Origin of the sequence: Pseudoalteromonas sp. Bsw20308 (genome assembly GCF_000310105.2) — a bacterium.
GTDB classification, from domain to species: domain Bacteria; phylum Pseudomonadota; class Gammaproteobacteria; order Enterobacterales; family Alteromonadaceae; genus Pseudoalteromonas; species Pseudoalteromonas fuliginea.
In genome coordinates, this window is the sequence record NZ_CP013139.1 from 241,801 (window position 1) to 263,876 (window position 22,076).

The window sequence follows — 22,076 nt, forward strand, 5'->3', positions numbered from 1 at the left end:
ATGATGCGTAAATTTAACACACTTTTAAATCACCTAATTGAGCGTATTTTGATTATGGCTATGGTTGCCATTGTTGCAGTGGTTTGCTGGCAGGTTTTTTCGAGATTTATAATGCGTTCGCCAAGTTCATATACCGAAGAATTAGCGCGCTTTTTGCTTATTTGGATTGGCGTATTAGGTGCAGCCTACGCTTATCGAACACGTGCACATTTAGGGCTTGATCTGTTTTATGAAAAAATGAAACCGAGACTAAAGCACAAATGCGCTATTTTTATAGAATTAATAGCGCTAATAACAGCCAGCAGTCTATTAATTTATGGGGGCGCTTTATTGATGCTATTAAGCTTTGATTTGAAGCAAACATCAGCAGCTTTAGGCATTAATATGGGATTTGTTTATTTAGTGTTGCCATTAAGCGGGGTACTTATTGCGATTAATTGCTTAGATAATTTACTTCAATTAGCCGCTACTAGACAGAAGGAGGAGGTGTAATGGATTTTACAGCAATAATTCTCGTCGTTACTTTTTTTGCATTACTACTTATTAATGTCCCTATTTCAATATGCATTGGTTTAGCTACTTTACTCGCCTTATTAATGCATATGGATTTTACGCCGGCGGCGACGACTATCGCCCAACAGCTAGCTGGCGGATTAGATAGTTTTGCTTTACTTGCTATTCCATTTTTTATTCTCTCTGGGCTTATCATGGGCCAAGGAGGGATCGCCAAGCGGTTAATCGAATGTGCGATGGCATTAATAGGGTTTTTACCTGGTGGCTTAGCGTTGGTAAATGTTTTGTCGTGTATGCTATTTGGTGCAATATCAGGTTCTGCTGTAGCTGCAACCTCAGCGATTGGTAGTTTTATGGTACCAGAGATGAAAAAACATGGTTACAGTGAAAACTTTGCGGCTGCTGTCACCGCGACGGCATCCACGACGGGCATGCTAATTCCACCCAGTAATATTTTAATTATTTATGCAATCGCCAGTGGTGGTGTTTCAATTGCGGCATTATTTATAGCAGGCTACCTTCCAGGTATATTAGTTGGACTTGCATTAATGACTGTTTGTGCGGTGTATTCTATTAAAAATAAATACCCTGTAACAGCACGCCTACCGTTGAAAATTGTTATTGAAAAAGTGTTGGCTGCCTTTCCTAGTTTGCTGCTTATTTTTATTGTAATAGGCGGTATTATTGGAGGGGTATTTACTGCAACTGAAGCGGGGGCAATCGCGGTAATTTATGCGTTAATATTATCTGTTATTGTTTATAAGGAAATTAGTTTAGCCGCGTTACCTGGAATATTACTAAAAGCATGTGAAACAACCGCGATTGTAATGCTCATCATAGGTGCTTCTTCTGCAATGTCTTGGCTGCTATCGTTTACCCATATTCCGCAAATTGTCAGTGATTTCTTTTTAACACTCAGTGATAACCCAATTATTATATTATTACTCATAAACTTGATTTTAATTCTAGTGGGAGCATTTATCGATATGACTCCTGCGGTGCTTATTTTTACGCCAATATTTTTGCCTGTGGCTGAACAGTTTGGTATGTCGCCTATACAATTTGGTATTATGATTGTACTAAATTTATCCATAGGGTTGGTGTCGCCACCAGTAGGAAGTGTACTTTTTGTAAGTTGTGCAGTGGCTAAAACGTCTCTTCATAAAATTATTAAGCCAATGATCCCGTTATATATCGTTATGTTTTTAGTTTTAATGCTGGTTACCTACGTACCTGCTGTGAGTGAGTTTTTACCTCGCTTATTTGGTCTTATTGAGTAACATAATCTGAACTTGGGATAATAAACTTGTTTTAAGCCGTAATTTTCACGCTAACAGCGTTGAATCTACTACAATAGGCTATACAAAAAGCGGTTGGTCGAATTTATTTTGCGTAAAAGCCAACCGCTGTTATAACTATTGTCTTACAAAATAATTTATTTTTGGGTTCATTTTTGCCTTGAAAGACTAATCACTGCAATGGTTTCTTTACAGACATCAAGTAGCTGGTAAAATTGAAGATTACCCTTGTTCAGGAACTTATAATGTCAGTAACGATCAATGATGTAGCACGGCTTTCAGGTGTTTCAAAACGTACTGTTTCTCGCGTAATTAACTGCTCACCAGCAGTAGGTGAGGCAACGCGTGAGCGGGTACTGGAAATAATTAAAGAAACAGGCTTTTCACCAGATAAGCAGGCTCGTGGACTCGCATCTAGTCGTTCTTATTTATTAGGACTAATTTATGATAACCCTGATGCGCTTTATATTGACCAAGTACAACGCGGTGCTTTAAGTGTGTGCGCCGAACTGGGTTATGAGCTAGTTGTTCACCCCGGGTCGTCAAAGCATGAGGACTTTATTGATGATTGCTTACGTTTTATTTCACGCTCAAAATTAGATGGCGTGATTATCCTACCACCAGTATCTGAAAATAAAGCACTTGCGGCGGCTCTTCGTGAAGCACAATGTCCTTATGTACGCCTTGCCTCTGTTGATTTAGATGATGCAGACAATATAGTTGTCTCGGATGAGCGTGCAGCCATGCGTGATATGGCAAGCCATTTAGTTGAACTTGGTCATACCGATATTGGTTTTATTTCTGGGCCGCAACATTTTCGTTCATCTACTGAGCGTTTAGCCGGTTTTTTGGCTGAGTTACAGGTTTACAATGTGCAACTACCAGACAGTCGTATTGTGGAAGGGAAAAATAATTACGAAAGTGGCTTAATGTGCGCACAAACACTGTTAGACACGCCTAATAGACCAACAGCTATTGTAGCTAATAATGATGAAATGGCCGCAGCGGCATTACGCGTTGCAAGTAACTTAAATATCAAAGTACCCGATGAGCTTTCAGTTGCAGGATTTGATGATAATATTTTAGCGTCGCGCATTATTCCTTCGTTAACGACGATTCGTCGACCTGTTTATAATATGGCATGTTTAGCAGTACAAAAGTTAATAAATAAGTCACGTGCAACAAAAGAAAAGTTACCACTTCAAAAAACGGTTACGCCCACTTTAGTTAAGCGAGAGTCGACAGGGCAATGTAGCGAATAATACCAAACGGCATAAATACTTGAACAATTTAATGAATTAAATCACTCTATAACGTTGTTAAAAATTTTTTATTTAGAACAATTAGATATAAAATTTTTGCCTAGTTATAGTGCAATTTTCTTATCGTTAAATAGACCCCCCATATATAAGCCGGTTGGTATAAAATACCCGTTATAGCTGTTTTTTTAAAAATAACGTCATTGCTTTTATTGTGTCTGTTTGCCACGGTTGAAATAGCCAAAAACAATGAGGAGCATCCTTAAATTGATAAACTTCAGTGGTTATACCCAGAAAATTTAACTTTTGAATGGCTTTTTCTCTGCCTGCATAAAAACGCTTAGCACTACTATTGATAAATAAAGTCGCGGGTGAGCTTGCGTTAATATAGTTAATTGGTGACGCATTATGCCAACGTTGGGGGTTATCCTCATATCGCGAACCGAGCCAAGCACTCGCAGATGTTATTTTTTTACTTGGGTCATTTTCATAGCGTAGGGCTATAGGTGTTGTAAAATCGCTCAATCCATCAATATTTATTAATACGTTAGCTTTTATAAGTGGGTTATTAGTTTCTTTTAATTGCCCTTGACTGTAGGCCAGTAAGGCCGCCATTTGCCCTCCTGCAGAGCTGCCAATTAGCGCTAGTTTTGATGTATCTATATTATATTGTGCTTTATGAGTTGTAAGCCAGTTCAGCGCAGTGGCTAAATCATTAATTGCAGCAGGATATTGCGCCTCTGTTGATAATCTATATGCAGGCACTGCAACCACAAACCCTTGTGCTGCAATAGAAAATGCTAATGTTTTTAATAGTTCAGGTGTTCCTGATTGCCAGCCCCCACCATGAATCATGACAACAAGTGGTAAGGAAGCGGTTGAATTTTTGGGGCGATAAATAGACATTGCTAATACATGGTCGGTAACTTTTTTATAAACAACATCCTGATAGGACAAGATTTCGCGGGGTATTGTTTGTGAGGGTAACTGTATTTGTGGGTAATCCTTTATTAATTTTTTATACCTATTTTGCAACGTGTACTCTTTTCCATATGCGGATGATACTACAAGAAAGGTACTTAGAATGAGTATAATACAATGAATTAATCTGTTGCTATTACGCATTTTTAATTTTGCTCTATTGGTGTGAAACGAAAATAATCAACATCTATAAATTGCGTTGCGTTTGGCTTAGATGCAACATGAAATAAACCCACTTTTGCTCCTACCCAGCGTCCCTTTGTAGCACTAAAATGTTCACCAATAATTCGAAAAGGATCTGTGCTATTAGTGCGATAACTAAAAATAGCATCGCCAGTAGGTTGCATTGTCATACGTAACTCAACATTATTACCAGAGAAAGGTTGAGGTTCTTTTAAGTGTTCATTACAGCCTTTACGTGCATTTATACATTGTGCGTAAACCAGTTGATTAGTTTGCGTTTCTTTATCATAAGTAATACCGATCCATGCATAGTTCTCACCAAATAAAACAAGTCCTGCTTGGCCTTTTAATGGCAATTTAGGTAACGTAAGTTTAGTGGTTAGAGTAAAGGTATTTGTGGGTAATTTTTGTAGTAATAGGGAAGGTGTTAACCACAAGCTGTCATTGCTTTCGGCTATTTTTTTCTGCTGATATAAGCGCAAAACACCAAGCTTTTTAGTTAGCGAATACCAACGTACATCAGAATTTGCATTCCATTGCCATTGTAGAGCCAGTTGTTCAGCAGTAAAATCATCACTTGCTTTAAGTGATTTAATCGTCACTGTATCGCTATGCACTGGTTTTTTATAGCGTAAAACAGGCTCACCTATTTCATCACCGTCTTCGTCTTTGCCGATGATAGGCCAATCATTTTTCCACTGCATTGGTTGTAAATGTACGATACGGCCATACGCTTTTTTTGACTGAAAGTGGATAAACCAATCTTCATCAAAGTCAGTATGTATCCAAGCACCCTGATGCGGGCCATTAATAATAGAATTACCTTGATTCATAACTATTTTAGCTTGGTAAGGACCGGCTATATTTTTACTACGAAACACCGATTGCCAACCTAAATCAACGCCACCTGCTGGGGCAAATATATAATAATAGCCATTACGCTTATAAAATTTGGGTCCTTCAATCGTCCTATATCCAGGGAAATTTTTGCCATCAATGATATGAGTAAATAGGCTGCTTACCGATGATGCATCGCTTGTCATTTCCCTCAAACTTAAAACATTATTAAAGCCTGAACGACTCTTTGCCCAAGCATGTAATAAGTAACTTTTACCGTTATCATCCCACAGAGGTGTTGGATCGATGAGTCCTTTTCCTGATAAAATTAAGCGCGGTTTGCTCCATTTTTTTGCTGGATTGGCTGTTGTGGTAACATAAATACCAAAATCAGGATCTGGGTAAAATATCCAAAACAAGTTATTGTGATAACGTATATTTGGTGCCCAAACACCATTACCATGTTGCACTTTTTGGTAATGCGTTACGGGGATCTGTTCTGTTAGTGCGTAATTAATTAAAGACCAATTAACTAAATCGGTTGAATGAAGTATTGGCAATCCTGGGGCTGAATTAAAGCTAGACGCGGTCATGTAGTAGTGGCCATTGACAGCAACAACATCAGGATCGGAATAATCGGCGTGTAATATAGGATTTGTATAATCGTCGGTATTTAAACTAACGCGCTTAATATCAGTATTATCTGTTACATAGGCCGCGTCTGGTGGGGCAATTGATTTGGCTGAAAATGAAAAAGTAACGAGGTAATATACAAAAAATTTTAACAGTATTATTATATTTATTGGTCGCATTATTAGGCCTTAACGCATCAAAGCAAGGCTAGCTAAAATAAATGGCCCTACGCCTTTAGGATCATTGGCTCGAATATCCTCACTTATATAATACCCAAAGCTACCATCGCGATAGGGTGTACCACCAAGGCCTGCTACGGCACATGTCTGAGTAAAAGAAATACGTTGGTTCGTTGCATCGACTAAAATAAATTGTTTAATTAAACCGTTGTAGCTTCGCTGTGCATGTAACAAGTAGTCCGCAGGAAGGTAGCCGTTCATAACACCTTGAGCCATAGCATAAGTTAACATAGCGCTGCCTGATGATTCTAGGTAGTTGCCTTTAATACTTGCTTTATCAGTTACTTGAAACCAGGTGCCAGAACTATCTTGGTAAATAAGAGCGGCATCAATTAGCGCCTTAAAGCGTGTGTTTAGCCACGTTTTTTTATTGTAATTGTTCGGGAGTTGGTCAAGTACATCGACCATTGCCATGGCATACCAACCAATAGAACGAGACCAATGATTAGGCGATTGTCCCGTTTTAGGATTTGCCCATGCCTGTTGTTTAGATTCATCCCACCCATGTACAGGTAGTTTAGTATCACTGCGATAAATGTATTTTTCTATTAATTCAAACTGTTTGATTACATCGTCGAATTGCGTTTCGCTGCCATAGCGGCGTATATATTGTGCATAAAAGGGCGCACCCATATAAAGCCCATCGAGCCACATTTGGGAGGTATAACGCTTTTTATGCCAAAACCCACCTTCTTTAGTACGAGGATGATGTTCTAGCTGCTTGTAAAGAGTATCGATTGCTAAGCGATATTTATTGTTTTTAGTCTCATCATACATAAAAAACAATAATTTACCGGCGTTGAGCATATCAATATTATATTTACTCTGTTGATAGCTTTTAATGGTGCCATCTTCATTAATTAAGCTATCAACATACTCACGTATATAATCAAAGTAGCGTTTGTCTTTTGTATTTTGATAAAGCCGAGAGAATGCGAGTAGCTCAAGGCCGTGTGTGTAATCCCAACGTGGCGCTTTGCGCCAATCGAGGGTATACGCCTGTGGGTTTCGCTGCATCTCTGATTCAGCCATTCTGATAGACCATAAATTTTCATTTGGTAATGGCTCGGCTTTCAAAGTAAAAACACAACAAAAAATACAGATAAGCACTGAAAATACAGCTGAACTAAATGGTAAATGCATAGTAACGCAACCTTATTTTGAAGAATGACTTACTTTACTGAGTTATCTATACCTAGTAGCTTAACCATTTCGATACCAGCCAAAATGTATGGTGCAACACCTTTGGGATCGTTACGGCTAATAGGTTCGCTCATGTAATAGTCATAGCTTCCATCACGACCAAAACCTAACCCTGCTACGTAGCATTGATTTAGCATAGAAACAGTTCCATCTTTATGAACAAGGGTAAATTCACTGAGTAAACCTTTATAAGCTGATTTTACTAAAGCAGTATATTCTTTAGCTAAGTAGCCTTTATTGATTGCTTTGGCATAAAAGTAAATAAACATTGCTGTGGCTGACGACTCGCGGTAATTACCGCGCTGCGCAGGTTTGTTAAGTATTTGCCACCATGTTCCGGTGTTTTGATCTTGAACACTTTTAAGGCTAACGGCAATCTCACCAATCATTGTGACTAAAAAATCACGCTGCTCGATATTTTCTGTCGGAATATAATCCAGTACATCAACAACAGCCATGGCTAACCAGCCCATGCCGCGAGCCCAAAATTCTTGCGACAATCCTGTGTTTTTATCAGCCCAACTTTGTGCTTTTAGCTCATCCCATGCATGGTAGTAAAGCCCTGTATTTGAGTCGCGTAAAAATTCGCGAGTAAGTTTAAATTCGTTGACTACTTCATTAAGCGTTTCTTGCTGTTTATGACCAAGCTCGAATTTTTTTGCATAATGAGCTAAAAATGGCATACCCATGTAAACACCATCTAACCATACTTGACCTTGGTATTTCTTTTTATGCCAAAAAGCACCAGCAGAGGTGCGTGGTTGATCGTGCAATTGTTCTCTAAGTGTTTCAATAGCTACACGGTATTTAGCCTCACCAGTACGCTCATATAAGCTAATTAAGTTTTGGCCGGGGGGGATGTTATCAATATTGAAGTTACTTTTCTTATACGCATAAATTTTACCTTGATCAGAAATGAAGCTCGCGGTTACTTTTTCAATGACTTCGCTGTACTGTTTTTTTCCGGTCAATAGAGCTAACTGATTATATGCGTAAGGCTGAATACCAATGATATCGTATTCAAATTTTGGTAAGCGTTTACGGTTTACATCCCAGCCCATATAGTGATAACCAAGTACTTTATGAGAAAGCTCGGTGTCAGCTAATGCCTGTGTCCACTTTAAAGCACTTTTTGCATCAAGTGGTGCTTTGAATTGAGCTGCTGATAAACGCGTTTTAATTCGTAAACGTGGTTTTTGTGTTAATTTTTCGGCTTCCTTGTTTAAATAATCAATAAAAGCATCTTTACTATTTATGCCGCTTTCTGGTTGCCACACTGAAGCAAAATAGTAATTAACACGTTGCTGAGATTTATCCCCTTTAGGCTCAAGTATCGCGAGATAGTTGTTTTTATCTTCGGTTACTTTTTTTAGATCGCCTTTTTTGAAAAAAATAGCCATACCAAGTGGTGATTTATCTAAGCTTTGTTTACCCCAACTAGCAATATAGCTATAGCCATAGTTACTTAAGTTGCTTAAATCACCTTGTATGAACACAGTATTTTCATGTTTAACAATGCCTGTAGCCATATTCGGTAAATCTTTACTTAGCTTTAGTGCTACATTTGCTAGGCGTGAACCTGCATGCATACTAATATCAGCAACAAGATTTTGTTGATTATATGAGCTTTTCCAGTCGTTATAATCTAGCTGTACACTCGCGCGTAAATCGCCATTTTCGACAATGCGTGCTGTCCGTGTTTTTACATTGGCGACGTGCTCAAGCTGGTTTTTTGTATTCATTACACCAAAGCCGCCTGCACCGAGAGAGCTTCCTACTTTAAGGATATCCATCCCCCAACGTGCTTTGTGATGATAAGATTCATATCCATCTAAGCCAACTTGGTGTAACACGGGTTCTGGTGTTAATTTACCGAAAATATCAAAGCCATTTCGCCAATCTAAATAAAAGCGATAGCCTACTTTGTCTGATTCAATACCGGGTCCTTCATAGCGTATCCAATTTGAATGGTCCGTATAGTAATCTGGCGGTGTAAGTGATTTAACATTTTCAAAATGACCTCCAACGTATTCTTTTTTACCTGTATTTATTTGGTGTTTAGGGGGGCGACTATGTGGATGCCATTGCCCAGCAACTTTATGGGCAAGATCTGCCTGTACTCGTTTTACTTTATCGACAGGTTTAACACTAACAGGTGTATTTTCAATAGTAATACTGACAGGTGTGCTGTTATTTAAATCAACAACAAAGTAAAGTCCATCAACAGTGCCATCGTAGTCAATATCAACTGCTTGACTTGGAAGTTTCACATCAGCACTGAAAACGCTGAGTGCTTCTTTTGATGTGAGGCCTAAATCGTAGTAGCTCACGTAGATAGGCTCATCAGGACGTGCAAAATCAGAGGGGTTACTGATTTCTATTTGTGCTAAAGGGGGCGCTTTTTTAAGTGTTGGTAATGCTGCAGTGCTTTCTTTTTGCTGGCAAGCCGATAGAAACAAACTTGCAAAAATAATAGCACCGGATGTGAGTGCAAACTGTTTTAAAGGGGCGTTTATTGTCATAATCTTCTCCCAATAATAACAGCCAAGCAAAAAGTACTTGGCTGTTAATTAAATAAGCTAATCTAATTTATATGCTTTTTTAACTAACCCATAGGTTAATTGATAAGCTAACGTGTGAGCTGTTTCTTCATTAATTTGATGATTTGTTACCAGCTCGGCTAAATATCGGCAATCTACTCTGCGTGCTACATCATGACGTGCAGGAATTGATAAAAATGCTCGCGTATCATCATTAAAGCCCACCGTGTTATAAAATCCAGCAGTTTCAGTTGCTTGCTGACGAAATCTTAACATACCTGCGGGGCTATCATGGAACCACCATGCTGGGCCTAGTTTTAAACTAGGGTAGTGGCCTGCGAGCGGCGCAAGTTCACGACTGTAAGTTGTTTCATCAAGGGTAAATAGAATAATCTTTAGATTTGGGTTATTTCCGTATTTACTTAACAGCGGTTTAAGTGCATTAACATACTCGGTTTGACTTGGTATATCTGCGCCTTTATCTCGGCCAAATTGATTAAATATTGGTAAGTTATGATTTCGGTGTGCCCCCGGATGAATTTGCATCACTAGGCCATCTTTTATACTCATTCCAGCCAGTTCAGTTAGCATTTGAGCGCGAAAAAGATCTTGTTCTTGTTCTGTTGCTTGACCTGTACGGCATTTTTCAAAAAGGGCTTCACATTCATTTAAACTTAAATCAGCAGTTAGTGCACTAGGGTGACCATGATCAGTTGCTGTTGCTCTGCCTTCTTGTTTAAAGTAATCACGGCGAGTTTGAATTGCACTTAGATAACCTTGCCATGTAGCAGTATTTTGGCTGGTTAGTTCACCTAGTTTTTTTATATTTTCAATAAAGTCTTCTCGGCTTGCATCAACAACATCATCTGGTCTAAACGAGGTAATAACACGTTTTTCCATCGATGTACCAGCAATCGCTTTATGGTGCGCGAGTGTATCCAAAGCACCTTCAGTTGTTGCAATTAGTTCAATGTTGAATCTGTCCATCAGTGCTTGTGGCTTAAATGCTTCTGTTGCTAAGGCCGCCGTTATTTTTTCATAGTAGTCTTGTGCATTTACAGAGCAAAGTTTTTCTGTAAAGTTAAATACATCACTAAATACCGCATCTAACCAGTAACCACTTGGTGTGCCAGCAAATAGGTGATAATTGTCAGCAAAAATTTGCCACGCTTTTTTTGGATCCGCATTTCTCGAGCGTTCCATATCACCTTCAAGGCCATGCTCGGGGATCCCTAGCGTGGTAAGGTCAATACCTTGGCTGTACAGCATTCTAAATACATAGTGATCAGGTTTAATAAAGAGTTCAGTTGCGTTGCCAAAGTTCTTATTTTCGTTAAACCAACTTGGATCCGTATGCCCATGTGGGCTAATAATTGGTAAATCCTTTATTTTTTCATACAGTTGGCGTGCAATCTTAATAACGCTTGGATCACTTGAGAAAAGACGGTCCGGGTGTAATTTTAATTGTTCAATATTCTTCGTCATGGAAATTCCTGCATTCATTTCTTTTACCTATTTAGCCACCGGTGGCAAATTTTATAAACTTAAATTATTTAGCTTCGAGTACGTGTGAACATGCCTGTGTAATAAGTTGCCACTGTTTATTTATCACCCATTGAGGATTGGCTACCCATGTACCACCTACGGCAAAAACATTACTCAGAGCTAAATATTCTTGATAATTATCTTGATTTATTCCACCTGTTGGACAAAAGCGAACATCTTTAAATACGCTCGATACTGCTTTTAAAAAAGGCTGGCCTCCAGCAAGAGAAGCGGGGAATAATTTTTGTTCATTAAAACCAAACTCTGTTGCAAGTAATATGTCAGAAGTATTTGATACACCAGGTAAGCATGGAACTTCACAGCTAGAAAGCGCATCCAGTAATTTAGAAGAGACGGCAGGAGTAACAATATAATCAGCACCTGCGTTAAGTGCCTTGTCCAAAATATGTGTACTCGTCACCGTTCCTGCACCAACAATAAGGTTTGGTATTGCGTGTTTTATAGCTTTTAAGGCATTAATCGATTGCTCTGTTCTTAATACAACTTCAACAAGATGAATCCCTGACTCGTACATTGCGTTTGCTATATCAATACCTTGTTGTTCATCATTAGCTTGAATGATTGGTAAAATAGGTTGTGATGCCATTAATGCGGAAAACGGTTTATTGCTCATTCATTTACTACCTTTTACTGGGTTATTTTAGCTAATGACATTGGTTGTTTGTTTAGTGTGACATTATCAATTGTAAAATTAGTCACATGGTTAACGATTGATTCATCACCGACTTGGTCAAAGTGGCTGTTTGTTAGCGTAATATCTTTAATTGGATCACGGGCAAAGCCATTAAGATAAAGGGCTTTACTGAGTACATTTTTACAATGTAAGTTGTCTATTTTTATATCGCGGACAATGGGATCAAATTGTCCCGCATCGCCTTCTTCATAGTAAAAGTTAATTACAATCGCATTTTTAACGGTACCAACTTCAATGTTACGAATACGGATGTGTTCAATTAAACCACCTCGAACTGAGTTGGTCTTGATTCTAATAGCACGCTCTAAATGGGGGCTATCCATAGTACAATTTTGTACAAAAACATTATTCACACCGCCAGAAATTTCACTGCCTATTACGACGCCGCCATGACCTTCTTTCATATGGCAGTTTTCAATGACAATATTTTGTGAGGCTGTATTTACTCTGCGTCCATCAGCGTTTCTTCCTGATTTAATTGCAATGCAGTCATCTCCGGTATCAAATACACAATTTTTGATATGGACGTGATTACAGCTTTCAGGGTCGCAGCCATCAGAATTAGGTCCATGGCTTGAAAAAGTGACATCGCAAACCGTAACACTATTACAAAGTACAGGGTTTACTAGCCAAAATGGCGAGTTTTTAATTGTGATACCTTCAATAAGTACATTATTACAGCGATAAGGTTGTATAAAAGGAGGGCGTAAATAAGCGCCATCAGCATAAATGCGCTGCTCAACGGGGATATGTTGCTCAGCATCTCGCATTAACTTATCTCGAGCTGTTTTTTGCTCAATTATCTGGCCATTATTGTCAGTTAAAAGCTCCCAGTGAGCCTCTTTGTGTTTACCTTTCCATGGCCACCAGGTGGTATTATTTGCATTACCTTCAAGAATCCCTTTGCCTGTTATAGCAATATTTTCTTGCTCGAAAGCATAAATAAGCGGTGAATAACCCATCATTTCCAGGCCTTCCCAGCGGGTAAATACAGCTGGAAGATAGTCTTCAGGGCTTGTACTAAAACTGAGTATAGCGCCTTCCTCTAGATGTAAATTAACATTAGAAAGTAGGTGAATTGCGCCTGTTATAAATTGACCTTGAGGAATAATTACCTGTCCCCCTCCTTGGGCGTTACAGGATTTGATTGCATTATTAATTGCGACAGTATTGTTAGTTTTATTATTGCCGTTAGCGCCAAAATCAATAATATTAAATGTTTTATCTGGGAACGAGGGGACTTTAATGGATGATTTAATCGCATCTGCCATTTTCCAGTCATCACCTTTTACAGGGCTGCTTAGCATATCGACAAGGGGGGCTGATTTACATCCAACTAACGCTCCTCCAAGTAATGTACTAGATGCAACTGCCTTTATAAAAAATCTACGTGTATTATCCATGTATGTATCCTACAGTGTGGCACCTTATTTATTATTAGTAGTGCTGTTGGTACGCTTAACTAACACGATTAAATATTATTGAGTTAGTTATTATAAATTAACTTTATCAGCCATTGCCACCGGTGGCAATTTGTTTTTGTGATAATTAAAATCACTATAGCTTTTTGATATAAAATAACCGGTAACAAAGTTACCGGCTATTTTAGGTAAGATCATTGTTAGAATGATCCGCGCAAGCCTACTAAAAATTGACGACCAGAGGATAAGCTCTCATAAGGACGCTGGGTATAAATATCATTCCATTGTTCTTGTTTTTCGTCCGTTAAATTAACTGCTTCAAACGACACACTCATCGATTCGCTCAACTCATAGCGAGCAGAAAAGTTAAGTTTAGCTTTTGCATCATAACCACGTACAAAAGTAGATTCATCCTTATATTCATTGAGGTACTGTTTGTTATACCCACTGCGGTAGTTATAAGAAAAACGTGCCGACCAGCTTTCTTCTTCATAATAAAGTGTAATGTTGTACGAATTTTTAGACGTTTCTTCTTCTACCAAATTTAGCTCAGTACCATAAAAAGGGTCTTCAACATCGCGAGAATAATCAATGTAGGTATAGTTTGATTGCAGACCTAAATTATTAAATGGTGCAGGTAAAAATGTAAAAGGTTGCTGATAGATAAATTCAGCCCCCCACATACCCTCGGCATCCGTATTAACGAGTTGAGATACTTGCCAAGTTATAGTACTTGGATCCATATCACCAATATCAATCCCGAGTCGATCCAACTCATCTTGCGTTAATACCTCATCACTACTGTCCTTAGTTAAGCCAGTAATATCTTTATAAAATAATGAAGTTGCAATAAGCGACTCTTCTGCAAAATACCATTCTAGGCCTACATCATATTGTTTCGATTTGTAGGGTTGTAAAGAGGGCCCCGCGCCACGTTTAATTGATGCTGTAGGATCGTTTTCATCAGGGACATTAACACTAATCGATGAGCGTAAATCAGACAATTTAGGGCGAGTTATCGCATGTGAATAACTAAAGCGACCAACTAGATCTTCAGTGATATCGTAAGCAATATTTAACGATGGCAACCATTCGTCACCTTTACTTACTGATTCGCGCCAACTGTAGCCGTTATCAAAATTTGCACCGTCGCCGCGACCTGCTGTGTAACCATCTTTATAGATGTGATCTAAATTAACGATGCGACTGGTATTTTTATTATCAACATAACGTAAACCTATATTACCGCGCAGTTCATTATCAAAAATGTCGTGCCTAAAGTTAAGTTGAGCATACGCTGTTGTTACTTCTTCTTTAATATAATATGTGCGTTTATATTCTTCTTTAGCTTCGAAAAAATCACGACCTGAAAATGCAGCCATCATTGCATTGTAATCAGGCGTTAACCATGTGCCATCGTTTAGTGTTGATGTGGCAGGTACTGAAGCATCATTACCAAATTTGACACCTTGTTTATCTAACGTAGTTGAAAATAATAAGCCATTTATTTGTGAATTATCTAAATCCATAACGCGTGTTTCAGCACTTTTTCCACTGGTTTTATTTGTTTCAATATTAAGGTCTTTCCACGAAGATCGATAATCATGCTGCTCTGTTTCAAACGAACGTTGACCTACACCAAATTTAACTGTGTATTGGTCATTTATCTCGTAGCTAAAATCGATTTTAACTGTACTATTTTCACTCTCGATTGTTTGAGCGCGGTTACGTGTTAGAGCTGCGGCGTAGTTGTTACCATCTACCATTGAATTTTCTAAATCGGCACGTGTAAATATGGCGCCAGGGGCTTGGCCAGCAGCAAATGCAAATGAAGGCATGGTCGAATTTAACTCACCACTGCCTATTGCTACTCCACCTGGATTATTTATTAACTCCAAAGGGTCAATATTACTATCGTAACTATAAGCAACAGTCGAACCTGCGCTATCGAGTGCAAATGTTCTAGAGTAAGGAACGTCTAAATCAGATTTACCCATACCAACTAAAAAGTTCATTTGGAGGCGATCGTTAATATACCAATCACCAGAAAAACTTATTTGGTCAAAGTCAGACTCAGCCTTATCTTGACGAGCTTCAGAGCGAATAATTGCATTAGAATAGGCTCCCGCTACAATTGTATTGTTATCATCTATATGGATGTTTTCTGGAACAATGTCTTTTTGGTCACGTAATAATACAGAGTATTGATATTCATCCAGTGTTGTATCAAGGGCTGCATGTAATATGTCTAAATTCATAGACAGGTTGTCGGTGGGAGCGTATTGAAAAGCAACCGTTGCACCTAAACGTTTTTGCTGCTTAGAAAAAATAGAATAGCGAGGGATACGCGGTAAATATAAGCCATCTAAATTATCATCAGTATAGTTACCATTTTCTTGTAATAGTGTTTTAGGCGAAGCCGTTAAATAGTTAGTGCCGCCTTGCGTTACAGGTAAACCATCATCTTGGTATTTTGGGTTATTGACGGTCCAGCGCACACTTGATGATCCTTCGCTTTGTACTGTTCCATCGCTGTAAGCAACCGATGCTAACACTCCAAATTTGTTATCCCAGTTATTGCTCAGCATAAATGAAATGCGAGGGGATACATCCTCAGAAATGTCGTTGTAGCGGGCGTTTACGTTGTAAGAACCTTTAAAACCATCATACTGAAATGGACGCGCCGTTTGTAAATTAACATTACCTGAAATACCGCCATCTTCCATTTCGGCAGAAACTGTTTTATCGACATCAATTTGAGTAAAAAGCTCAGATGCAAATACATTATAATCAAATGCACGAGAAGTATTTGAACCGCCAGCAGCATCTGTTGCAGCACCAGCAGATGCTGATTCCATACCGTTAATAGTTGTTTTAACAAAGCGAGAACCTAAACCACGAATCGTGATTTGACGACCTTCGCCGGCATCTTCTTCAATTGAAATTCCGGGTACACGAGCAAGAGAGTCTGCTACATTTAAATCGGGGAATTTACCAATGTCTTCTGCAATAATGGTTTCGCGTGTGCCAACAGCTTCACGTTTTGCCATAAGAGCTGCGTTAATGCTACCGCGATAACCTTTAACTTGAATGATTTCTATGTCATCGCTGTCGTCACTGGCCTTTTGCTGTGATTGCTCAGCTGCAAAAGCATTGCTAGTAATTACGCCACCTAAAATAAGATAGGTCATGAGTGTGTTTAGTTTAAAGTTGTGTGTAATTGCTGCCATTGCGATCCCAGTTGTGTTTTATTGTTATAAATTACATGGCCGTGTCGGTGTTTTGCCATGTGTTTGCTATATTTAACATAAATGACTGAAAAATATATGTTTAAGTAATTTAATTTAAAATGCCAATGAATGAACGATATAAATTGCTACCGGTGGCACGCGATGAAAACTATACCTAAAAATAGCGACTGTCAAATAATAAAAACAATAAAATTAATATTTGGTTCACATAATTTAACATTTAATTATCTGAGATAGACTAGGGTTTGTTTATCTTTCGAGGTTAAATTTGCAGCCGTTTAGACAAGGCGGATGCGGAAACTTTGCTCGGTTTTTACTTAGCCCACTAGGCAAAAAACCGAGCAAAGCGATTTGATCGCCCCTAAGTTGAACAAATATCAATCCAAAAAGTTCAACACTCTCTAAACACAACTGAATAATATATTGACTATATATTATTTTATTTGCCACCGGTGGCAATTGTGTTATTTTTAATAAAAGCCTTTGAATTAAATCAGTCAATTAGCCAAGCGTTATAGCTTATTTCGTAAGCAGGAGATAATAATGATAAAAAAAATAGTAGGCTCAATACTAATATTGAGTAGTTTTTTTGCAATGAGTAAACAAGGTACAACACATATATATATGGCTGGGGATTCAACCATGTCTATTAAAGATGTTAAAGACTATCCTGAAACAGGGTGGGGTATGCCATTCAGCATTTTTTTTAATGAATCAGTTTCTGTGGTCAACTTAGCTAAAAATGGTCGCAGCACGCGTACATTCAAAACTGAAGGGCTATGGAAAAAAATAATAGATAATATTCAAGTTGGTGACTACGTGTTTATTCAGTTTGGCCACAATGATGAATCCAAGAAAAAAATAGATAGGTATACCTCACCGGATCAGTTTGCAGATAATCTTACTCATTTCATTAATGATATTAATGCTAAAAAAGCACATGCTATTTTACTCACTCCAATTACGCGTCGTTACTTTAACAAAATGGGTATTTTAAAAGAGACACATCCTATATACGCTGATAAAGTCCGTCAGGTTGCACAAGAAACAGGTGTTGATTTTATAGATATGGAAAAGGTAACCACGGCTTATTTTCAATCTTTGGGTGATAAAGGTTCTGCACTTCGTTTTATGCACATTGGTGCAAATTTACACCCTAACTACCCATTTGGGGTAACAGATGATACGCATTTAAATCAGCTTGGTGCACGCGAAGTCGCACAATTGGTATTAACTCAACTAAAAATATTGAACCACCCATTGGTAAAAAAGCTACGTACTCCCGATCCAAAGCATTTAAAACTAAAAGGTTGATATTATCAATTAATTTGATATGGTTGACTTTATCATCTATTTGACGTGTAAGGCATGCCCAAAAATGAGTACACCCGTATCAGCAAATCCAGTAATGGTTGAGCCTAAAAAAACACCTGTAATTTATAAAATACTGGTTATGGTAAGTATTATCACTCTAATCGGCGGTACTCTAACTGGCATTATGACTTATATGAATGTGGGTGTTACAGAGCATTTTTATGCAGACTGGTTTACTTCATTTATAAGTGCAGTACTTGTAATGGCGCCTGTTGGTTTTGTAATGATGACCTTAATGCATAAGCTAGTTAATAAGTTATTGCCTACTAGTAGCGAGCTAAAACGTAATTTAGTGATTAGTGTTTTTATGGCGCTGATCATGGAGTCGGTGATGGCGTTTGTTACCGCTACTAATAATATTGGCTATGCAGATATGCGTGTATTTGTAACTGGATGGGCTGAAGGGTTATTAGCCGCATTACCAATAGGTTTAACTATAATGATGATAATGTCGGTTACGGTAAAACCTAAAATAGAACGCTTTTTAAAAAGCTAATAACAAAAAAGAGCCAATGGCTCTTTTTTGTTATTTAGTGTTTACCTGCTCTTTAAATTGCGCCATTCAAAAAAGGTGCTGTTCGGCTTATTTTAGATTGAGCTACATCTGTAGGTTTACCTTGCGCTACAATTAAGCCGCCTTCTTCACCAGCACCAGGGCCTACATCAATAACCCAGTCACTATTTCGGGCTACTTGCATATCGTGTTCAACCATAATAACGGTATTGCCTGCATCAACTAATTTATTTAACTGCGACATTAGCATTGATATATCCGATGGATGCAGGCCTGTGGTTGGCTCATCAAGAATATAAAGCGTGTTGCCGCGCTGGGCACGTTGCAGCTCGGTGGCTAATTTAATACGCTGCGCTTCACCGCCAGAAAGCTCAGTGGCAGGTTGCCCTAAACGTAAATACCCAAGACCTACTTGCATAAGTGCATCGAGTGCTCGCAGTATTGCAGACTCATTTTCAAAAAAGGTATGCGCCGCTTCAACCGTTAAATTGAGGATATCGCTTATGTTTTTATCACGATATGTAACCTCAAGTGTTTGCTCGTTATAACGTTTGCCATGACACACTTGGCAAGGTGAATAAACGCTAGGTAAAAACAGTAGCTCTATACTCACAAAGCCAACGCCTTCACAGTTTTTACAGCGACCTTTAGCAACATTAAACGAAAAACGACCGGCATCGTAACGGCGCTCTTTTGCTTTTTGGGTTGAAGCAAATAGTTTACGCACATGATCAAACAAACCCGTATAGGTAGCTAAGTTTGAACGAGGGGTACGGCCAATCGCTTTTTGATTTACGGTAATCAGGCGGCTTATATTATTTATACCTTCAATGATTTTTCCGCTGGTGTGTGTTTGCAGTTCTTGTTCGAGTAAGTCGGCTTCGTCGGTTGGCGCTTGTGTTATTACTTTTTGCCCAAGTGCTTCGTAAACAAGCTCTACTAAGGCTTGGCTTACTAGGCTTGATTTACCAGATCCCGAAACCCCAGTAACGGTTGTCATAACACCTAATGGAAATTCTGCATTGAGATTTTTAAGATTATTGCGCTCAATATTAGCCAACTTTAGCCACGCTTTAGGCTGCCTTTGATCCTTTTTTTGTGCGCTGTTTTGAGTAGACTCTTGACTGGCGTTTTTAGCAAAAAGGTGGCGACCGGTGTGCGAATTTTTTATTTTTCTTAACCCTTCAACAGGGCCGCTGTAAATAATGTCGCCACCATGCACTCCTGCATCAGGGCCTACATCAACAATCCAATCGGCATGCTTAACAACACTAACATCGTGTTCAACAACAAATACAGAATTGCCAGCCGCTATTAACTCGTCGAGCGCTTTTAAAAGTGCTTGAGTATCGGCAGGGTGTAAACCCGCTGATGGTTCATCTAATACATAAACTACCCCAAATAATTTAGAGCGAATTTGTGTGGCAAGTCGCAATCGTTGTAACTCACCAGGTGAGAGCGTTGGCGTTGTGCGCTCAAGCGACAAGTACCCTAAACCAAGCATGGTTAGTGCTTCAATACGGGTGAGAATATCGCTGGCAATGCGCTGCGTAACAATAGCTTGCTCTGGATTTTTTGTATTTTTATTTACTTTGGTATTGGCGGCGTTACTTAGTTTTTTAGCAAGCTCGTTTAATGTAAGTTGAGATAGCTCGCCAATATCGAGCCCTGCAAATTTAACACTTAACGATGCTTGTTTTAATTTTTTACCTTGGCAAGTAGGGCACTGCGATATTTGCATAAACTGCGATACGCGCTTTTTTGTACGCGGGCTTTGGGTAGTAGCAAAAGACTGTAAAACAAAGCGTTTAGCGCTTGAAAAAGTTCCCATGTAGCTTGGATCTTCGTTATTTTTTATCGCATTTTGTGTTTGCTCATAGGTGTAATCTGGGTATACCGGCACAGTAGGTGTTTCGTCGGTAAATAAAATCCAATCCCGTGCTTTTTTAGAAAGTTTGTTCCAAGGTGTGTCTATGTCATAACCAAGCGAGGTAAGTATACGGCTTAGGTTTTTACCTTGCCATGCTGGTGGCCACGCTTCAATGGCGCGCTGGCGAATAGTTTTTGTATCGTCTGGCACAAGTAGCTTTTCAGTTACTTCAAATACTCGGCCTATTCCTGAGCATTCTGGGCACGCACCTTGTGGCGTATTTGGCGAAAACGCATCGGCATATAAAATACTCTGCCCAGCTGGGTAATCGCCAGCACGAGAGTAAAGCATACGTAGCGCGTTAGAAATAGTTGTTATGCTGCCAACGGATGAACGAACCGACGGTGCGCCGCGTTGCTGCTGCAAAGCAACGGCAGGCGGTAGCCCTTCAATAGAATCAACATCGGGCTCATCAACTTGATCTATCAACCTTCGAGCGTACGGCGATACCGAATCAAGATAGCGGTGCTGCGACTCAGCAAACAGCGTTCCAAACGCAAGCGACGACTTTCCAGAGCCCGATATTCCTGTAAAAACAACCAATGCGTTACGAGGTAAATCAACGTCTACATTTTTTAAGTTGTGAACGCGCGCCCCTCTTACTTGAATGCTGTTACTGGGATCAGATAAATCCGTTGTTGAGTTTTTATGTGTGCTTGCCATACGTTTATACTCCTGTTTAATCGCGTTTTTTACTTTAAGTTAGCTTTGAATTATTTACTCTTATTACTCGTTATTACCCCAAAGTAGCGCAAGCACACTGAATGAGCGCTTAGTCTGTAGTGGCGCAGCCACAGCGCTGGATAAAATTGCGATGATTGTTTGTTTACATAATAGGTATGGAGTGCGAATATAATTTAAACAGTTATTGTTATGTAATTTACTAGGTATGTTACTTGGTAATAAAAAGGAACTAACAGTGAATAAAGTCTTAGTGATTATTTTATTGGTGCTTTCGTGGGCAACCCAAGCCGACTCTATCAACGCGCTAAATGTTGACCGTGCAGTACCAAATAGCATGCACTTATCGTTTGCAAACGATAGCAACATAACCCCTAAAAAAGGGGATTTTAAAATCGTTAATTATGTATTAATGAGCAATGAAGAGGGTGAACGCTGGGCTGTTATCACGCTAACTAACTTATCGTCGGGCAATCGCGAATTAGGCGAGGAGCACTTACTTGCACTTTTTGCTGACGGCAGCCGATTCATGCCAATGGAATTTAAACTCGGTTTTAAAGGCAACGAAACACAATCGGTAACTGTATCGTTTACCGATTATAAATTCCCTATTTTAAGTGTGTATTCGAGTAACGATTTGTAACTAATATTAGTGTAATTATGCTGCCTTAGAGGCATGCTGTGTATTGTATTGTATTGTATTAAATGGCAATTTTGTAATCGCAAAAATAGTATGCTGTTGGAGCTACTCATCAGCTTGGTAATATAGCAAAGGCTTTTTAGAGTATTGAGTATCTGCAAATTGCATGTAGCTATTAGTTGGCTTAGAGTGCTCAGCAGTCATTCAGTGGGCGTTAGCTTAGTCATAATAAGAGGATACTTTCCCCTTTTTTACATGTTTAAATAAGCTACATTAAGCATAATATTTATAACTGGTAATAACTTACACTATTTGTTAT

15 protein-coding genes are annotated in these 22,076 nt (G+C 38.9%); 6 read left to right on the forward strand and 9 right to left on the reverse strand.

The window, feature by feature from the left end:
- The 3 genes from D172_RS18350 to D172_RS18360 all read left to right on the forward strand — a co-directional run bounded on the left by D172_RS18350 (position 1) and on the right by D172_RS18360 (position 3,073).
- A complete protein-coding gene (locus D172_RS18350) occupies positions 1–492 on the forward strand; it encodes a TRAP transporter small permease (protein WP_007377230.1) in 492 nt (163 codons plus the stop codon).
- Positions 492–1,793 (forward strand): TRAP transporter large permease, encoded by a 1,302-nt coding sequence (locus tag D172_RS18355; protein WP_007377231.1) that lies wholly within the window; start codon positions 492–494, stop codon positions 1,791–1,793. The genes D172_RS18350 and D172_RS18355 overlap by 1 nt, the downstream gene beginning before the upstream one ends.
- 263 nt (positions 1,794–2,056) lie before the next feature.
- Entirely contained in the window at positions 2,057–3,073 is a 1,017-nt protein-coding gene (locus tag D172_RS18360) for a LacI family DNA-binding transcriptional regulator (RefSeq protein ID WP_007377232.1), read from the forward strand.
- Between the two features lie 171 nt (positions 3,074–3,244).
- On the opposite strand, the gene D172_RS18365 is transcribed toward D172_RS18360, so the two are convergent.
- The 8 genes from D172_RS18365 to D172_RS18400 form a co-directional block, all read right to left on the reverse strand.
- Entirely contained in the window at positions 3,245–3,976 is a 732-nt protein-coding gene (locus tag D172_RS18365; RefSeq protein WP_157770570.1) for an alpha/beta hydrolase, read from the reverse strand.
- Positions 3,977–4,197: 221 nt separating this feature from the next.
- On the reverse strand, positions 4,198–5,883 hold the full coding sequence (locus D172_RS18370) for a glycoside hydrolase 43 family protein (RefSeq protein ID WP_007377234.1): 1,686 nt from the start codon (positions 5,881–5,883) through the stop codon (positions 4,198–4,200).
- A gap of 9 nt (positions 5,884–5,892) precedes the next feature.
- A complete protein-coding gene (locus D172_RS18375) occupies positions 5,893–7,086 on the reverse strand; it encodes a glycoside hydrolase family 88/105 protein (protein ID WP_007377235.1) in 1,194 nt (397 codons plus the stop codon).
- 29 nt (positions 7,087–7,115) lie between these two features.
- Entirely contained in the window at positions 7,116–9,668 is a 2,553-nt protein-coding gene (locus tag D172_RS18380; protein ID WP_007377236.1) for a glycoside hydrolase family 88 protein, read from the reverse strand.
- Between the two features lie 57 nt (positions 9,669–9,725).
- Positions 9,726–11,171 (reverse strand): glucuronate isomerase, encoded by a 1,446-nt coding sequence (gene uxaC, locus D172_RS18385; protein ID WP_007377237.1) that lies wholly within the window; start codon positions 11,169–11,171, stop codon positions 9,726–9,728.
- Between the two features lie 64 nt (positions 11,172–11,235).
- Positions 11,236–11,865, reverse strand: coding sequence for a bifunctional 4-hydroxy-2-oxoglutarate aldolase/2-dehydro-3-deoxy-phosphogluconate aldolase (eda, locus tag D172_RS18390; RefSeq protein ID WP_007377238.1), 630 nt, complete (start codon positions 11,863–11,865; stop codon positions 11,236–11,238).
- A gap of 14 nt (positions 11,866–11,879) precedes the next feature.
- Positions 11,880–13,349: a glycoside hydrolase family 28 protein gene (locus D172_RS18395; RefSeq protein WP_007377239.1), complete on the reverse strand. Its 1,470-nt coding sequence runs from the start codon at positions 13,347–13,349 to the stop codon at positions 11,880–11,882.
- A gap of 218 nt (positions 13,350–13,567) precedes the next feature.
- A complete protein-coding gene (locus D172_RS18400) occupies positions 13,568–16,597 on the reverse strand; it encodes a TonB-dependent receptor (protein ID WP_007377241.1) in 3,030 nt (1,009 codons plus the stop codon).
- 564 nt (positions 16,598–17,161) lie between these two features.
- Here D172_RS18400 and D172_RS18405 point away from each other — a divergent pair.
- A complete protein-coding gene (locus D172_RS18405; RefSeq protein WP_007377242.1) occupies positions 17,162–17,932 on the forward strand; it encodes a rhamnogalacturonan acetylesterase in 771 nt (256 codons plus the stop codon).
- Between the two features lie 64 nt (positions 17,933–17,996).
- The gene (locus D172_RS18410) at positions 17,997–18,488 is read left to right on the forward strand and encodes a DUF2798 domain-containing protein (RefSeq protein WP_007377243.1); all 492 of its coding nucleotides are present in this window, start codon (positions 17,997–17,999) and stop codon (positions 18,486–18,488) included.
- 52 nt (positions 18,489–18,540) lie between these two features.
- On the opposite strand, the gene uvrA is transcribed toward D172_RS18410, so the two are convergent.
- Positions 18,541–21,099 (reverse strand): excinuclease ABC subunit UvrA, encoded by a 2,559-nt coding sequence (uvrA, locus tag D172_RS18415; protein ID WP_007375651.1) that lies wholly within the window; start codon positions 21,097–21,099, stop codon positions 18,541–18,543.
- Between the two features lie 256 nt (positions 21,100–21,355).
- Between uvrA and D172_RS18420 the strand changes: the two genes are divergently transcribed.
- Entirely contained in the window at positions 21,356–21,760 is a 405-nt protein-coding gene (locus D172_RS18420; protein WP_007375650.1) for a hypothetical protein, read from the forward strand.
- Positions 21,761–22,076: the final 316 nt, after the last annotated feature.

Excerpts from the sequence above, each read along its gene's own strand:
- D172_RS18350 (WP_007377230.1), top strand. The coding sequence starts at position 1 with ATGATGCGTAAATTTAACACACTTTTAAATCACCTAATTGAGCGTATT.
- D172_RS18355 (WP_007377231.1), top strand. The coding sequence starts at position 492 with ATGGATTTTACAGCAATAATTCTCGTCGTTACTTTTTTTGCATTACTA.
- D172_RS18360 (WP_007377232.1), top strand. The coding sequence starts at position 2,057 with ATGTCAGTAACGATCAATGATGTAGCACGGCTTTCAGGTGTTTCAAAA.
- D172_RS18365 (WP_157770570.1), bottom strand. The coding sequence starts at position 3,976 with ATGTCTATTTATCGCCCCAAAAATTCAACCGCTTCCTTACCACTTGTT.
- D172_RS18370 (WP_007377234.1), bottom strand. The coding sequence starts at position 5,883 with ATGCGACCAATAAATATAATAATACTGTTAAAATTTTTTGTATATTAC.
- D172_RS18375 (WP_007377235.1), bottom strand. The coding sequence starts at position 7,086 with ATGCATTTACCATTTAGTTCAGCTGTATTTTCAGTGCTTATCTGTATT.
- D172_RS18380 (WP_007377236.1), bottom strand. The coding sequence starts at position 9,668 with ATGACAATAAACGCCCCTTTAAAACAGTTTGCACTCACATCCGGTGCT.
- uxaC (WP_007377237.1), bottom strand. The coding sequence starts at position 11,171 with ATGACGAAGAATATTGAACAATTAAAATTACACCCGGACCGTCTTTTC.
- eda (WP_007377238.1), bottom strand. The coding sequence starts at position 11,865 with ATGAGCAATAAACCGTTTTCCGCATTAATGGCATCACAACCTATTTTA.
- D172_RS18395 (WP_007377239.1), bottom strand. The coding sequence starts at position 13,349 with ATGGATAATACACGTAGATTTTTTATAAAGGCAGTTGCATCTAGTACA.
- D172_RS18400 (WP_007377241.1), bottom strand. The coding sequence starts at position 16,597 with ATGGCAGCAATTACACACAACTTTAAACTAAACACACTCATGACCTAT.
- D172_RS18405 (WP_007377242.1), top strand. The coding sequence starts at position 17,162 with ATGATAAAAAAAATAGTAGGCTCAATACTAATATTGAGTAGTTTTTTT.
- D172_RS18410 (WP_007377243.1), top strand. The coding sequence starts at position 17,997 with ATGAGTACACCCGTATCAGCAAATCCAGTAATGGTTGAGCCTAAAAAA.
- uvrA (WP_007375651.1), bottom strand. The coding sequence starts at position 21,099 with ATGGCAAGCACACATAAAAACTCAACAACGGATTTATCTGATCCCAGT.